The organism is Streptomyces sp. NPDC107654, assembly GCF_055639035.1.
In genome coordinates, this window is record NZ_JBVKBI010000028.1 from 1 (window position 1) to 14,908 (window position 14,908).

Annotated in this window: 12 protein-coding genes; 7 read left to right on the forward strand and 5 right to left on the reverse strand. The window is 70.9% G+C overall.

The window, feature by feature from the left end; all coding sequences use genetic code 11:
- Nucleotides 1-88: 88 nt before the first annotated feature.
- The 3 genes from ACZ7N4_RS33390 to ACZ7N4_RS33400 form a co-directional block, all read right to left on the reverse strand.
- The gene (locus tag ACZ7N4_RS33390; protein WP_471366169.1) at nucleotides 89-892 is read right to left on the reverse strand and encodes an inositol monophosphatase family protein; all 804 of its coding nucleotides are present in this window, start codon (nucleotides 890-892) and stop codon (nucleotides 89-91) included.
- Between the two features lie 469 nt (nucleotides 893-1,361).
- On the reverse strand, nucleotides 1,362-2,609 hold the full coding sequence (locus tag ACZ7N4_RS33395; protein ID WP_471366170.1) for a L,D-transpeptidase: 1,248 nt from the start codon (nucleotides 2,607-2,609) through the stop codon (nucleotides 1,362-1,364).
- Between the two features lie 681 nt (nucleotides 2,610-3,290).
- Complete coding sequence (locus ACZ7N4_RS33400) at nucleotides 3,291-3,551, reverse strand: hypothetical protein (RefSeq protein ID WP_471366173.1); 261 nt, start codon at nucleotides 3,549-3,551, stop codon at nucleotides 3,291-3,293.
- A 112-nt stretch (nucleotides 3,552-3,663) separates the two neighbouring features.
- On the opposite strand from ACZ7N4_RS33400, the gene ACZ7N4_RS33405 reads away from it, so the two are divergent.
- Together ACZ7N4_RS33405 and ACZ7N4_RS33410 are read left to right on the forward strand one after the other, a co-directional pair.
- Nucleotides 3,664-4,071 (forward strand): HEAT repeat domain-containing protein, encoded by a 408-nt coding sequence (locus tag ACZ7N4_RS33405; RefSeq protein WP_471366418.1) that lies wholly within the window; start codon nucleotides 3,664-3,666, stop codon nucleotides 4,069-4,071.
- A 251-nt stretch (nucleotides 4,072-4,322) separates the two neighbouring features.
- Nucleotides 4,323-5,084, forward strand: a complete 762-nt coding sequence (locus tag ACZ7N4_RS33410) for a 3-keto-5-aminohexanoate cleavage protein (RefSeq protein ID WP_471366174.1) — start codon at nucleotides 4,323-4,325, stop codon at nucleotides 5,082-5,084.
- A gap of 533 nt (nucleotides 5,085-5,617) precedes the next feature.
- Here the strand turns inward: ACZ7N4_RS33410 and ACZ7N4_RS33415 are convergent.
- Nucleotides 5,618-6,310 carry a TetR/AcrR family transcriptional regulator gene (locus ACZ7N4_RS33415; protein ID WP_471366177.1) on the reverse strand — a complete coding sequence of 231 codons (693 nt, stop codon included), beginning with the start codon at nucleotides 6,308-6,310 and terminating at the stop codon, nucleotides 5,618-5,620.
- 52 nt (nucleotides 6,311-6,362) lie between these two features.
- Here ACZ7N4_RS33415 and ACZ7N4_RS33420 point away from each other — a divergent pair, with 52 nt between their 5' ends.
- From ACZ7N4_RS33420 to ACZ7N4_RS33435, 4 genes are all read left to right on the forward strand, one after another.
- On the forward strand, nucleotides 6,363-7,481 hold the full coding sequence (locus ACZ7N4_RS33420; protein ID WP_471366180.1) for an FAD-dependent oxidoreductase: 1,119 nt from the start codon (nucleotides 6,363-6,365) through the stop codon (nucleotides 7,479-7,481).
- A gap of 869 nt (nucleotides 7,482-8,350) precedes the next feature.
- Complete coding sequence (locus tag ACZ7N4_RS33425) at nucleotides 8,351-9,835, forward strand: alpha/beta hydrolase (RefSeq protein WP_471366182.1); 1,485 nt, start codon at nucleotides 8,351-8,353, stop codon at nucleotides 9,833-9,835.
- 899 nt (nucleotides 9,836-10,734) lie between these two features.
- The gene (locus tag ACZ7N4_RS33430; protein WP_471366186.1) at nucleotides 10,735-11,106 is read left to right on the forward strand and encodes a phage holin family protein; all 372 of its coding nucleotides are present in this window, start codon (nucleotides 10,735-10,737) and stop codon (nucleotides 11,104-11,106) included.
- On the forward strand, nucleotides 11,103-11,585 hold the full coding sequence (locus tag ACZ7N4_RS33435; protein ID WP_471366189.1) for a DUF3618 domain-containing protein: 483 nt from the start codon (nucleotides 11,103-11,105) through the stop codon (nucleotides 11,583-11,585). The genes ACZ7N4_RS33430 and ACZ7N4_RS33435 overlap by 4 nt, the downstream gene beginning before the upstream one ends.
- A gap of 482 nt (nucleotides 11,586-12,067) precedes the next feature.
- Here the strand turns inward: ACZ7N4_RS33435 and ACZ7N4_RS33440 are convergent, their stop codons facing one another.
- Entirely contained in the window at nucleotides 12,068-13,132 is a 1,065-nt protein-coding gene (locus tag ACZ7N4_RS33440) for a sodium:calcium antiporter (protein WP_471366193.1), read from the reverse strand.
- Nucleotides 13,133-13,785: 653 nt separating this feature from the next.
- On the opposite strand from ACZ7N4_RS33440, the gene ACZ7N4_RS33445 reads away from it, so the two are divergent.
- Nucleotides 13,786-14,760: an L-threonylcarbamoyladenylate synthase gene (locus tag ACZ7N4_RS33445; protein ID WP_471366196.1), complete on the forward strand. Its 975-nt coding sequence runs from the start codon at nucleotides 13,786-13,788 to the stop codon at nucleotides 14,758-14,760.
- Nucleotides 14,761-14,908: the final 148 nt, after the last annotated feature.

Here is a 14,908-nt window from a genome sequence, read left to right on the forward strand (position 1 = left end):
CAGCCCACCACCCTGCGGATATCTCACACAACCGGCATACCGCAACGATCACCCATCGTCAGCCCGTAACGACAACACGCCGCAAAGGTCAGTAACTGCGGCTGCCTGTCCACGACATGAGCATCCCGTGGGTCTCCTCGTCGGCGGCGACCACGAGACCACGAGCCGCCTCACCGATCGGGGCACCGTCGATCCCGGTGACCACGCAGCCGGCAGCCCGGCACAGAGCGATGCCGGCCGCGAAATGAACACTCTCGGAGAGGTCACCGCCGTCGGTGACATACGCAGCGCGCTTGCCCGCGGCGACCCAGGCCAGCGCCAGTGTCGTGGAGACGACGCGCGGCCGGAAACGTTTGACGAACTCAGGGTGGGCCAACAGGTCCACGGCCTGGAATTCCGGCGCACTCGGGAACGGCGGGTCCAGGTTGACGTCCACCAACCGAGTAGCGGACGAGGGTGTCAGCAGAGCGTCGCCGGACCCCGTATTCCGCACCCGGGCAGTCACCCCGTCGGTGAAGAAGACTTCGCCGCTGAACGGGTCGGCCACCGCCGCAGCTCCGTTGCGCAGCGCCACGTTCACGGCCACCAGCATGGTGCCGGCAGCGTAGTTCAACGTGCCGCACAGGGGATCCACCAACCACTGGCGTCCTGCGTCGGCGCCGCCCTGCCGGCCGCCTTCCTCTCCGAGCAGCGCGTCGTCGGGCCGTGCGGCACGGATGACGTCGAGGATCGTCTTCTCGGCCTCCACATCGGCCGTGGTGGCGAAGTCCCCTGCGCCCTTGTCCGTTCGGGAGAGATGCCGGCCGTACAAGGCACGGACCACGTTCGCGCCGGCCCGCGCCGCGGCTGTCGCTACTGCGGCATCGTCAGAACTCGCATATGAGTCGATCACGCCGGGGAGACTATCGAGGCGGTACCCACGTCCCGGCGAGCTTCCCGGTCAGCGCGCCGGCCTGCCCCACCGCACGGCGCCCTCGGCCTCCGGTGACAGGAGGCGACGACCGCTGTGCCGGTCCACTCCCGGTCCGCCGCAGCGCAGGGCCGGCGCCTGCCGGTCCGGCCAAGTCCGTCCTCGTCCAGGACGATGTACCACGGCAGCCGTGACGACACCGGTCGAGCGGGGCGGCAGGGCGGAAGCTCCGCCGGCTGCTGCGCGGCCGTCCCAGCAACGCGATCCGCGATCGGGCCCTCGGACCGGAGATCGACGACGACGTGCCGCGCCGTACCCAACGCCACCGCGGCTCACCAAGGACTCGCCTCCGGTAGCGCCCCGGGGATCCGAGCCGCAGCCCACCACGGGGCCGCGGCGACGGGAGGGCTGGGCGCCGATGCCCTGCCCCTGACACCGGGAGCAGGCCGGCTCAGTGGGTCGTGCTGCCCGCGACCCACTCGCTCCACGGCATGTTCCAGTCGCTGAGGCCGTTGTCCGGCGCCAGCTTGGCCTTGTCCCCGGAGTTCTTGACGATCACGACGTCACCGATCATCGAGTTGTCGAAGAACCACGCGGCGGGCTGCTTGCCGTCGCCTCCGCCCCGGACGTCCTGCAGTCCCACGCAGCCGTGGCTGGTGTTGGCCTTGCCGAAGATCGAGTCGGCACTCCAGTAGTTGCCGTGGATGAACGTGCCCGAGTCGGTCAGACGCATGGCGTGCGGCACGGCCGCGATGTTGTAGGAGGGCTTGCCGTCCTTCTCCGTGAGGCCGACGCTCGCGCCGTTCATACGGGTGTGCCAGAACTTCTCGGAGATGACCATCCGGCCGTTGTACGTCGGATGCTCCAGGCTGCCGGACGAGATCGGGATGGTCTTGATCGTCTTGCCGTTCCGTACGACGGTCATCTTCTTCGTCGCGGCGTCGACCGTGCTGATCTGACTCCGGCCGATCTTGAACGTGACCGTCTTCTGGACGCCGTTGAGGTTGAGCTTCACGGTGACGGTGGAGCCGGGCTTCCAGTACTTCTCGGGGCGGAAGTCCAGGCGGCCGTCGTTGAGCCAGTGGCCGACGACCCGCTGGCCGCTGCTGGAGCTGACCTGGATCTTCGACTGCATGGCGGCCTTGTCACTGATCGCCGTGTCGAAGTTGAACGTCACCGGCATGCCCACGCCGACGGTTGATCCGTTCAGGGGCGAGAGATGCCCGATGAAGTCGTTGGCCGGAGAGACCGTGGTGATCGTCGCGTTCTCGGTCGCGGAGCGGCCCTGGGTGTCCACGGCCTCGGCGGCGATCTGGTACTTGGTGGCCTGCGCCAGCCGGCCGTCCGGCTTCCAAGACAGGCCGTCCGCGGACAAGGTGCCCGGGATCTCGGCACCGGTCGCGACGGCGGTCATGGTCACCTTGGTGAGCTTGCCGTTACTGACGGTGACCCGGACGGGTTCCTCCGTCGCGACCTGGTGGGCACCGTCCCTGGATGTGATCTTTATTCGGGCGTCCGAAGCATCCTGGGCGGTCGCTTGACCCGCCTGGCCCTGGGCCTGCGGTTCCGGGCGATTTCCGGCGTCATCGCGGCCGGTCGCAGCGCTGCTGGTACCGCCGAGGGCCGTGACTGCGAGTACGCCGCCGAGTACGCCGGCCGCGGTCACCAGTCCGGTGCGTCGTTTACGTACCGTGATCAAACGCTTCTCCCATGCCACTGGTTTTGCACAAATTGCGAACTGAGCGCTTTGAGGCGCAATTAGTCCCAAACCAGTTATAGGCGTGTATCCATCCCGAGACGAGTTGTTTGTGTTGAAGGCCACGATGCGCCGAGGTCATCGCCGAGGCCGTGATCGACGGTTTTGCACAGAGAACTCGCGCGCCTTCGAGGACGGAAAACACTGCGAGGTCGACGGGACTCACACCGCCGCATGGGTATGGGGATGGGCCTGGACATGGGCTTGAGCCACGCCGGTCGGCGTCGGCGTCGGCGTCGGCGTCGGCGTCGAGAGCAGAGGACGGGCGGTGTCGGTCGCTGCGCGTCCGGGCAGCCGCCGCCCCGGAACGGCGGTGCAGGCGGGTGACGTGTCGGCGTCGCGCTACCGGCGACGGCGGTCCGGGGGGAGAGACGTCTGGCCGCCGGCGATGGACGGCCAGGAAGCCGCGAGCTGCGGCCCGTACCGACGAGGGCCTCGGGTCTGGCGTGGGTACCCGCTGTCGCCCCTGTCGAATCTGCAGGTCAGGGCCTGTTCGTGGGTGAGGTCCGGGCGTGCTGCGTGGTGATTGTCACAGTGCACACCCTCCCGCCCGGGCGCCGGTGTCGTCCCGACGGCAGCAGCGCACCGGACCAGAGCGGGCGGGAGCCGGAAGCGTGCGTGCCCTCACCATGCCGGTCTGTCCGGCGTTGCGCGGGCGGGCAGGTCGGACGCGGGTACCCAGGGCATCACCCGGGCCAGGTCGCGGTGTATGCGGTCGGCTTCACCGCGTACCTGGGTGGGGACGTCACCGCGTTCGGCGACGAGGCGGCTGAAGATGGGGGTTTCATGGAACACGGTCACGTCTGCTTTCTTCGGATGGCAGGCTGCGGATCGGGCGGTGCAAGCTGAGCCGAACTGGTTTATCACATCGGTCAGTTCCCTCATGATCCGGCCTCGGCGGCAGGGACGTCCTCGGTTCCTCATCGAGTGTGTGGGTAACCGGGGCCCGAAGTGGGCTGTTTTTCGCAGGGCATGAAACTGTCTGGTCGTGCCAGAGATGATGAAGGGATGGGAAGCGGCCTTGGCTGAGGCGTCGTCTCCTTCATGGACGCAACGCGTTCACGCCGGGCGAGCTCTTGCTTCCCACGCTGATGCTCTTGAGGCCGCGGAAGCGCTGCTGGGGTTGCTGCTGGACGACGAGGACACGGCGGTGACCCGACAGACGGCAGAGGCCCTGGCTCGGGTGGGCACCGTGGCCGCCGTAAGGCTCATCGCTCGCGCGGCTGCCGAGGCTGACGACAACCAGGCCGACTGGCTGCGGACCGGGGTGCACGACGCACTCGAGGGACCGGGCGGTGTGCCGGACGTGGCAGCGGCCTGCGGAGAGCTCGCCCGGGAGCGGGAAGAAGCCGTCCGTCGGGGCGCCGCGGCTGTCTCGGCGTGGACAGACGACACGTGCTGCTGATCGGAACCGGCCCGCCTGCGGTGTCGGCCCGGCCATGGCGCCGTACGCGCGCACTCACGTGGTGAAGTACCGCGCCGGCTCGATGTCGCGTACCGGCTGCCGTTATCAGGGTGGCCGGGCCAGTCGGGACGGGCCGGAGCGGCTCGCGGAAGCGGGCGCGCCCCGCGCGGTCGGCTACGCGGGCCGTCATCGACACCGCCGCATCGCCCGCCCTCTCACCTCTCTCCCCACGCCGTGGAAGAGTGCGGGCCATGCTGCAAGTCTGTCTCAACGGATCACGTCGGACCAGCGACTGCCCCTGGGTGCCCGTAAGCGCCGAAGACCTGGCGGCCGAGGCCTGCCGAGCGGTCGACGCGGGGGCCGAGGACATCCACCTGCACCCCAGGGACGCCGACGGCCGGGACACCCTGGACCCCGCAGCCGTAGAGGCTGCCCTACGGGCCGTCCGGGAGGCCGTAGGGCCACACGTCCGTGTCGGCGTCACGACCGGGGCCTGGGCCGAACCGGACCCCCGCCGCCGCGCCGACCTCGTCCGTGCCTGGACGACCCTGCCGGACCACGCCTCGGTGAACTGGCACGAGGAGGGTGCCGACCTGGTCGCGGAGGCGATGGTGGAACGCGGCATCGGCATCGAGGCCGGCCTGTACTCCGGCACGGACGCCGTGCGCTCGTTCGCCTCGTCTCCCTTCGCGGAGCGTGTCCTGCGCGTCCTGGTGGAGATCACCGGCATTCCCGTCCGGCAGGCGCCCGGCATCGGCCGTCGCATGACCGAGGAGGTGGCGGCCCTCGTCCCGGCCCCCGTCCTGCTCCACGGTGCCGACGACACGGCCTGGCCGGTGCTCGAGACCGCCGTCGTCCTGGGCGTCGACACCCGGGTGGGCCTGGAGGACACGCTGTTCCTTCCGGACGGGGCCCCCGCTCGGGGCAACGCACCGCTCGTACAGGCCGCCCGGAGCCTTCTGCAACGCCACGGTTCCGGCGGCCACACCCGCTCCGAGGAGACGCAAGGGTGAGCGCCGGCCCGCGCGTTCGGCGAAGAGACGCGCGGCGCTCTCGAGGTGCGCCGTGGCGCCTTTCCTCCGGCGTCGGGACGACCACCGCCCACCGGTATGGGGCCGAGGCAGTCGAGGTCCTGACCGCCGGCGCACCGGACGTTGCCCCGGCCTCCCGTACAGCAACTCGCGAAGCCGATCGGGGCCCTTGGCGGCACGGTGCCATCCGGCGACCGCATCGCCGCCCCGACCATGCGCATCCGTACGCACCGCCACGGCGGGCCAGTCGGTTCGCCGACCACGCACCCGGCATGCTCCACGCCCTGCGTTCACCGACCCGGCAGCCCCACGATCACGCGCCGACCACGGCACGGGTACCGGTCGAACACCGCTCTGTACGGCGGGAGTCACGGGGTGATCTCCACAACTCCCCCGCCACCGGCGGCATACGCGCCTGGCCGGCGGCCCAAGCCGACGCGACCTGCGGACAACCGGCCTGAAGCCCGCTCCTACAACCGGCCTTGGCCGCGCTCATACGGGGCAGGAGCTGAGCGTCATGCCGGCGGCCTGGTGAGTTGGGCGGCCACGGCGTCGAGGACCCAGTCAAGGCCGGTCGTGAAGGACTCCTCGGCTTCCACGTCCGTACCGTCGTACACGGCCTTGGTCAGCGCCGGGAAGCGGCCCGTGGCCAACATCCTCGTCAGATACGGGCCCGAGGCGCGCTGCCAGTCACGTTTGGACAGGCCGGTGTCACGCTCGGCCCGCAGGTTCGCGATCTCTCGCCTGATCGCGCCGGTGTAGTAGGCGCTGACAGTCTCCACGGCGCGCATGACCGTGTCGATGTCGGCGAGGTCGTCGAAGGCGGACAGCGTCGCTTCGGCCACGGCCAGGCCGTTCGGGCCCAGGCGTGGGCGGCCGCCGAGCAGGTCGGCCAGCCATTCGTGACGGAGAGCGGCCTGCCTGGTCCGGTGGGCGAGGACTCGCAGGGCTTCCCGCCAGTCACCAGGCTGCTCCTCGGGGAGGATCTCGGCGTTGACCTCGTCCACCATGAGGTCGAACAACTCCTCCTTGGCGGAGATGTATCCGTACAGCCGCATCGGACCGGCGTCCAGCCGGGCAGCGACCTTGCGCAACGACACCGCCTCCAGCCCGCCCTCGTCGGCCAGCGCGATGGCGGCGGCGACGATCCGCTCCCGGTCGAGGGGCACGGGTCGAGTCGGCGGCTCCGGACGGTCCCACACAGTCATGTCAACACCGTACCGTTGCGATACGCCGTACAGATCAATACGGTGTATCGGCATGAGACGACGTATCGCCGTGGTCGGGTGCGGCCCTGCCGGCCTCACCTTCGCCCGGGTCCTGCACCGCCATCAGTACCCGGTCACCGTTCTCGAACGTGATCCCACCCGGGACGCCCGCCCCCCGGGCGGCACGCTCGACCTGCACGAAGGGCTGGGTCAGCTCGCACTGGACAAGGCGGGACTCCTGGCGGAGTTCCGGACGCTGTCTCGCCCCGAGGGCCAGGCCATGCGCATCCTGGACACGGACGGGACCGTCCTGCGCGACTGGCGACCCCGTCCAGACGACCGGGCCAATCCGGAGATCGACCGCGGACAGCTCCGTGACCTGCTGCTCGGCCCCCTCGACGTCCGGTGGGGACGGCGCGTGACGCAGGTGGTGCCGGAGGCCGGGCAGGGCGTACGGGTTCATTTCGCAGACGGGCGACAGGAGACGTTCGACCTGGTGGTCGGCGCGGACGGCGCCTGGTCCCGGGTCCGCCCGGCAGTCTCGTCCGCGACGCCGCGCTACACCGGCGTCACCTCGGTCGAGACCTCCCTGGACGACGTCGACACCCGTCATCCCGACCTCGCCCGGTTGATCGGCGACGGTTCCGTGGCCGTCTACGGCGTGAACCGAGGTCTGGTCGCCCAGCGCAACAGCGGCGGCCACGTCAAGGTGTACGCCCGGTTCCGTGCGCCGCTGGACTGGCACACGAACCTGGATTTGGCAGATGTCGAGGCCGTGCGATCGAGCCTGTCGGCCCTGTTCGACGGCTGGGCCGCCCCTGTCCTCGACCTCCTCCGCCACGGCACCGCCTTCGTCCACCGCCCCCTCCACGTCCTGCCCGTGCCCCACACCTGGCCGCACGTCTCGGGAGTGACGTTGCTGGGTGACGCCGCCCATCTGATGCCCCCGCTGGGGGCGGGCGCGAACCTCGCGATGCTGGAAGGCGCCGAACTCGCCGAGGCCATCGCCGCCGGTCCCGGAGACCTGGACGGGGCCGTCCGCGTCTTCGAGGAACAGATGTGGGCACGGGCCGAGAAGTGGGCGAGGATCACCGCGGCCGGCCTGGAACGCCTCGTGAGCCCGGACCCCGCCCAAGCCCTCGCCCTCTTCGACCAGGTCCAGCCGTCCTGACTGCCGGGCGCACGTCCTCGGACGTCCGAGGACGAAGGGCCACGGGGAGAACCCTTACTGGTTCGCCACTCGGGGGCCAGCCGACTGGAGGACTGTGAACCAGGCCTCCATCCCGTTGCGGGTCGCCCATCGGTGCGGCCCACCTCGCCCACCCCGCGGTGCGGTCGGCCATGGGGGTGTTCGCGCCGGGTGGAGCGTCTTCGGGGTCACCGGTTCCACCGGCCGACCAGCCCGGGGGGCCTTATCGACCCGCTCGGCGTGGCTCTTCGGAACGTACCGGGTCGGGTGCAGGTGCGTCTCTGCCCACTCCCCTGCAGTGACCCACCGCCCCGACAGGGTCCTGCGAACAGGGCTCTTCACACCCCGCAAGCTGCTGCCGCCGCCGGAGAACGCTCTCGACTCACTGATCACGCGGCGGCTGTCGGGGGGAGAGGGAGTCGGGGCGCTGGTCGCCCACTTCCTCACTCATGTCTCCCGGGACTCCGGCTGATTCCCCCCGCGCCGCCGACTTCACCCGCGCTGTTCCGCAGCGCCTACGGGTTGACGCCCAGGGACTACCGCGACCAGAACCGACGGCCACCGGGCAGTGCTTCGGCGTAGTCGGGGGACGAGTTCCGCTCCGTGGCCCGTCTGGTCATCCGCGCCACCGCGAGCCCGACCGGGCCGAAGTGCCGCTTCCTGCCGTTGCCCCTGACTCGACCCTGACCGTTGTTCGCCCTGCGCGCCGATCGCCCCTGAGGGGTCCCCGAGCCGACCCGGAAAAGCCCCTGACAGGGGCACCACACGGGCGTCGGCTCACCTAGCGTGACGACGGTGCCCCGGCCGGGTCCGCACATCCGACACAACCGCTCTCTTCACGAGGAGGATCCATGCCTTTCAGGGGCAGATCCGTATTACGGCGCGCCGCCGCACGGGGCACGGCCATGACCGTGGCAGTCGTCACGGCCGGCATCACCGGCTTCGCCGCCGCTCCGACCGTCCACGCGTCACCGTCCGCCACTGGGGCCCTGCGGTGGGCAGCGTGTGACGCCCCGGCGGAACCGGGAGCCGAATGCGCCACTCTTTCGGTGCCGGTCGACTGGGCGCATCCGGACGGACCGAGGTTCGACCTGGCCGTGGCGCGCCGAAAGGCCACCGATCCCCACGCACGCGTCGGCTCGATGGTGTTCGGCCCCGGCGGGCCGGGTGACTCGGGTGTCGGCATGGTGGTGCGCGGTGTCAACCGGTTCAGCCCCGAGGTCCGCCGCAGGTTCGACATCGTCAGCTTCGACCCGCGCGGCGTGGGCGGCAGCAACCCGGTGGCCTGCTCCGGCGACCTGCTCGCCGAGCGGCCGTCACCGGAGCTGAGGAGCCAGACGGACTTCGACGCCACCCTGGCGTACAACAGGCGGCTCCGGGCCGACTGCCGGGCCCGTACCGGCCCGGTGTTCGACCACCTCGACACCGCCCAGACGGTCCGGGACCTGGACGCCCTGCGAGCCGCCCTCGGCGAGCGGAAACTGACCTTCCACGGCAGCTCGTACGGCACGCTGCTCGGCGCCCAGTACGCCGAGGCCTACCCCCGCCGCGTACGCGCGATGGTGTTGGAGAGCGTCATGGACCACAGCGTCCCGACCACCCGTGACTTCCTGCGGTCCGAGGCGGCCACGGCGGAGGATTCGTTCCAGGAGTTCCTGAAGTGGTGCGACGGTGCCGCGGACTGCGCGCTGTACGGCCGCGACGTCCGCGTCGTCTGGCAGGACCTGTTGGTCCGGGCCGGACGCGGCGAGCTGGAAGATCCGGCGGAGCCGGGCACCCCGCTGTCGTCGTCGGACCTGGTCAACAAGATCGCGTTCCGGAAGTTCTACGAGGCCGACTACGCGGGCCTGGCCACGGCGATCGCGGGGATGGACGCGAGCAAGCCGCTGCCCGCGTCGCCCACCTCGACGGCGCCGCTGCATCCGGCCACCCCGGTCTTCTGCTCGGACTGGCACCTGCCCGTGCGTGACTACCGGGAGTACGCCTCGCTCGTCGAGATGATGAACAGGACCGCACCTGACCTGCCCTACCTGCTGCCGATCCACATGACAGCAGCGTGTCTGGGCGCGCCGACCGCCAATCCGCAACACCGCCTGGACGCACACGGTGCCCCGCCGATCCTTGTGTCCAACGCACTGCACGACCCCGCCACCGGCTACCCGTGGGCGGTCTCGGTGGCCCGGCAGCTCGGTCGCGGCGGCGTGCTCCTCACCTACGAGGGCCAGGGCCACGGAAGCGTCACGAGCGGCCCGTGCATGGAGGACACCGTGAACAGCTACCTCACCGACCTGGCGGTGCCGCCGCGAGGCACCAGGTGCCCCGCCGTGCCGTCCTGACAGCCGGCCGTTCCGGATCCGCCGGGAAGCGGATCCGGCAGGAGAACGGTGGTGACGCGCAGGCAAGCACGTCACCGAGGGACGGGGAGAAGCCGATCGGGCCGTTCCCGCCTGCCGGCAGGCGGGAACGGCACATACGCCAAGCGGCTGCGGGAGCGGTCGAGGGAGTGATCCGGCCGTTCGCGGCCTGCGCGGCACCCGGGACCCGCTCACTGTTTCCGGATCGGTCCGCGAACCCTGTGCCCGTGCGGCGTCCGCCCCGCGGCATGACCTCAAGCGGGGCGGAAAGATGGAGGTCACGAGCTTGCCGGTGGGGTCGCGCCGAACGGACCGGGTACTGACACGGCAGACGGCGTCCCGCGTCCCCCGAACGGGTGGGCAGAGTGCTCTCGGCTGTGGAGGAGGCCGCGGAGAGCGCGCAGCTGTGGTGTGCCTCCGCGTCGGTGAGGGCCGCGGGTGGCGGGGCGGGGCCTTCGGGCAGCTGTGGATCCCTCACGACGAGGTCGAGGGCGGGCCGCCCCGATTCCTCGACCTTCCCTTCCACAGACGGTGGAGGCTGTGCAGTCCGGCGCCCACTACCCGAGCTACGTCGCGGCTGGAGCGGGCATCGGCCTCGTCAGTGCGTTGTCCGTAAGGGGTCCCCGTGCCGTAAGCCGTAACAGGTCTCCGTGTCGGCGACGGTCTCCGTGTCGGCGACGGTCTCCGTGTCGGCGACACCCGATGCCGGTGGCCCGGCTGAACTGACGGCGTCGGGGTACTCGCGCGGTCAGCCTATGCCGGGCGCTTACAGCCCGGTTCGTATCAGAGAGCGACGGGAGGTGATCGCCGTGTCGAGTACCCAGCCGTCTTCCGCAGACCGTCCTGGCCACGGGCCCGCAGGCCCGCTTGACCAGGAGCCGGTGAGCGAGCTGGTGCAACGTGCCTCGCGGCAGCTGTCGGAGCTGGTGCGCGCGGAAATGCGCCTGGCGCAGGCGGAGATGAAAGAGAAGGGGAAGCGGTACGGCAAGGGCGGTGGCCTGTTCGGCGGAGCCGGGTTGGTCGGCTTCCTGATGCTGCAGGCTCTGGTGGCCACCGTGATCGCCGCACTGGCACTCGTGCTCCCGGTGTGGGCCGCTGCACTGATCGTCACCGCAGGGCTGGGTGTGATCGCCGCGGTCATGGCCATGAGTGGGAAGAAGCAGGTCGACCAGGCCGCACCGCCCGCGCCGGAGCAGACGGTAGAGAACGTGAAGGCCGATGTGGCCGAGATCAAGGAGAGCGCACACCGATGACCCAACCGCCCCACGACGAGCCCACCGCCGACAGCCCCGAGGAGCTGCGCGAGCAGGCCGAGAAGACCCGCCAGGAGCTCGGCCGGACCGTCGAGGCCCTCGCGGCCAAGACCGACGTGAAGGCCCGCGCCCAGGACAAGGCGACAGAGGTCAAGGAACATGTCACCGCCCGGGCGGACGAGCTGAAGGAACAGGCCTCGCTCAAGGCCGCGGAGCTGAAGGACAAGGCAGCTCAGGCTGCCGGCCAACTGCAGGACAAGTTGCCCGGTACGGTGAGGGAGAAGGCAGCTGAGACCGCCGGGCAGGCTCGGGCCAAGGCCGCTCAGGCCGGCCAGGTGTGGCAGGAGAAGGCGCCCGAGCCGCTGAGGGAGAAGACGGCCAAGGGTGCGCAGATGGCCCGCGACAAGCGCGGCCTGCTCCTGGCCGCCGCCGGTGTGGCGGTCGCCGCTTGGATCGTCTGCCGTCGCCGCCAGCCCTGAGCGGGGTGAAAGCCCCGACGGTCGCTCACAAGCCGGTCCGTCTGGCCTTCGCGCGGTCAGTTGCGTGACCGCGAGAGCGGCGTTCGAACAGGCCTGGCGGAGGGCTGGGGCCAAGGGCCGACGGCGGTCGCGTCGGCGCAGCCGCCACCCGCTCTCTGACGGGAGTCGGCCCGGCTGACGAGCGAGGACTGCGGGGTGCCGGTACGCGAGTACCGGCACCCCGTTCGCTCACCGCCCTCCATATGGGACAGACCGAGCAGACCGATCAGCATGTGCACCCCTGCGCGCAGCCGGCTTGGAGCCGGTTCCGAGCGAGCTGGGGCAGACACGAGGATGCGACACCCACGGGCCCGACACGTGTGCGAGTCGAGCACGCGAGGGCGGGGCCCGCGATGGTTGCCTCATCCGGCCGGTCCGGCGCACACTGCACCGGCAAGGTCATCCCCACCCCCCACCACCGTCTCCTCCGCCCCCGCCTCCGTTCACGTCGCAATGGTGGCCAGGCCGGCGATGCCGACGAGATAGACGATGACGGCGGTGACGCTGTCGATGCCCATCCGCGCGTGCTGTCGGCGCGGACGGAAGACGAGTCCCGTCATGTAGATGACGGTGAGGATGATGCCGAGCGCGGTGAGGTAGATGTCGGTGTCGTGCGCGGCCGGCAGGACGGGCTTGCCGGAGATGACGGCGGCCGCAAGGAACAGCACGGGCAGGAAGGCGTTGCCGCCGAAGATGTCACTGACGGCGAGCTGGTAGTCGCCGAGCTTCGTGGAGGTCAGGCCCGTGCTGACCTCGGGCAGGGAGGTGGCCGCGGCCAGCACGGTCGCGCCGAACAGCACCCCGCTCAAGCCCTGGCGGGCGAAGAACGCCTCACCGCTGCGTTCGATGACCACGCCCGCCACCAGTGTCGCCAGCGCCGCCGCGGCGAACACGAGTACGGCGCGGCGGGTTCCGACGCCCTGGTCTGTGGCGGCCTTCTCCTTCTTCCCACGGGAGTGGCCGCGCGGCTCGGGCTGGCTGTCCGGGGCGTCACCGCCCTCGCGCCACGGCAGACCGCGGCCGGCGCGGTTCAGGAGCACCAGTCCGATCACCCACAGCACGGCGATCGCCACGGACGCCGGGGCCAGCCGGACGGCATGCAGACCGGGGGGAAGCTGGGTACCCATGACCACCACGGCCAGGACGACCACGACGAGCGCGCCCTCCAGCACCAGCTGCAGGCTCGCGGCCAGACGCGTCAGCGGTGCCCTGGGACGGACTCCGGCAGCGTCCAGGACGGCCAGGACGACGGTCTGGATGGCGATGCCCCCGAGGATGTTGCCCACGGCGACGTCGAGCTGGCCCGCCAGGGCCGCGGAGACGGTGATGGCGAGCTCGGGCAGGTTGGTCGCGATCGCGAGGAGGATGAGTCCGCCCAGGGCGCTGCCCAGGTGGAGGCGTTCGGCCAGGACGTCGGCGGTGTCGGACAGTTTGATGCCCGCATACCAGATGACGGCCGCACTGATCACGAACAACACCAGCAGCACCGCAGAGCTCGAAGATCCCATGCGGCGGCGAGTACCCGCCCATGGTAGTCACCTGGCATGCGCAGACCCATGTGAAGGTCAAACAGGCATGCCGACACGGACGGGTGCGGCCGCGTCGTCACCGCGCCCGGTCCGAGATCGTCGGCGGTCGCCTGCACGACGCCCCCACCGGAGTTCCTCGTCCGAGAGCCAGCCATGAAGTGGCCCGCGCCATCCGCTGCGGGACGGACGAGACCACGGACGGCCGCGCCACCGGCGTGACTCCCGGCGAGCGCGGCAGCCCGCCCACACCCTGCACATGACCGGCGGCCACGATCAGCGCTGCACCTCCGGCCTGGGGCAGAGGGATAAACTCGGCGACGACGCACGTACCGCCACGAGCACACGTCGGCCCGTACGCCACCGGCGGCGCCCAGGCCGCGACCCACGAGGTGTCGCACGCCCGGCTGACCCACGCAGACAGCACCCCGTGCGTCGGCCGAGGATGTCCGACGCTGCCCGTCCGCACTATCGTGTGGGCAGCCTGCCGGGAGCGGCGCCGTGCGGGTCGGCCGGAGCACCGCGATGCGCGTCGTCGGTCACCGGGCAGGGCGCGCACAGCCGCCGGGTCTGTGGTCACCTCGGCCGGGCGGATCGTGTGCGAAGGAGTCGGAACAGTGAGGGTTACGAGGGTGATGGCAACAGCCAGTGACATCGAGAAGGCTGCCGAGGTGCTGCGTACGGGAGGTCTTGTGGCCCTTCCGACGGAGACCGTCTACGGTCTGGGCGCCAACGCCGAGGACCCCGCCGCCGTCACCCGTATCTTCCAGGTCAAGGGGCGCCCGCCCTCCCACCCGCTGATCGTCCACATCGGCGGCGCGGAGCACCTGGACGACTGGGTCGAGGAGGTGCCCGCGACGGCGCGCCTCCTGGCCGAACACTTCTGGCCGGGGCCCCTCACGCTCGTCCTGCGGCGCGGCCGAAAGGTACCCCTCGAAGCCACCGGTGGCCTGGAGACGGTGGCCGTGCGCGTGCCCGACCACCCCGCCGCCCTCGCGTTGCTCTCCGCCTTCGGCGGCGGGGTCACGGCTCCGTCCGCGAACCGCTTCGGCTCGGTCAGCCCCACCACGGCGGATCACGTGCGGGCGGAGCTCGGTGATGCCGTGGACTTCGTCCTGGACGGCGGACCCTGCGGGGTCGGCGTCGAGTCGACCATCGTCGACGTCACGGGCGAGACCCCGAGCATCCTCCGGCCCGGCGGGGTGACCCGCGAGAGCCTCGAAGCGGTGCTGGGGTGCCCGGTCGAAGTGCCCTCCACGAGCCAAGTCCGGGTGCCGGGTCAGCACCCGTCGCACTACGCGCCGCGGGCCCGGGTCGTCCTCGTCGAGCCGGAGGAGGTCGTCGCCGAAGCCGGGCGCGCGCAGGAGCAGGGGCACCAGGTGGGTGTCTTCCTTCCCCCCGCCTTCGCCGACGCACCGGTCAAGGCGCACGCCGTGGTGGCCCTCCCCGAGTCCTTGGACGCCTACGCGCGCGGGCTGTACGGGTTCCTCCGCGAGCTCGACCAGCAGGGGTGCGACCTCATCGTCGCCTCCCTGCCGACGGACGAGGGGCTGGGGCTCGCGATCGCCAATCGCCTCCACCGCGCCGCGGGGCCCCGGTCGTCCCAGTGAGCAGCTGACGTCCCGGGTGGCCTGGGTACGGTACGGATTACCGCACCCAGGCCGCCTACCGGGACGATCTCCGACCCCCGTAGGCAGGCCGGCAGCGCAGCCCCGCCACAGCGGCCAGGCCGACGGAGCCCCTCTCAACGGGCACCCG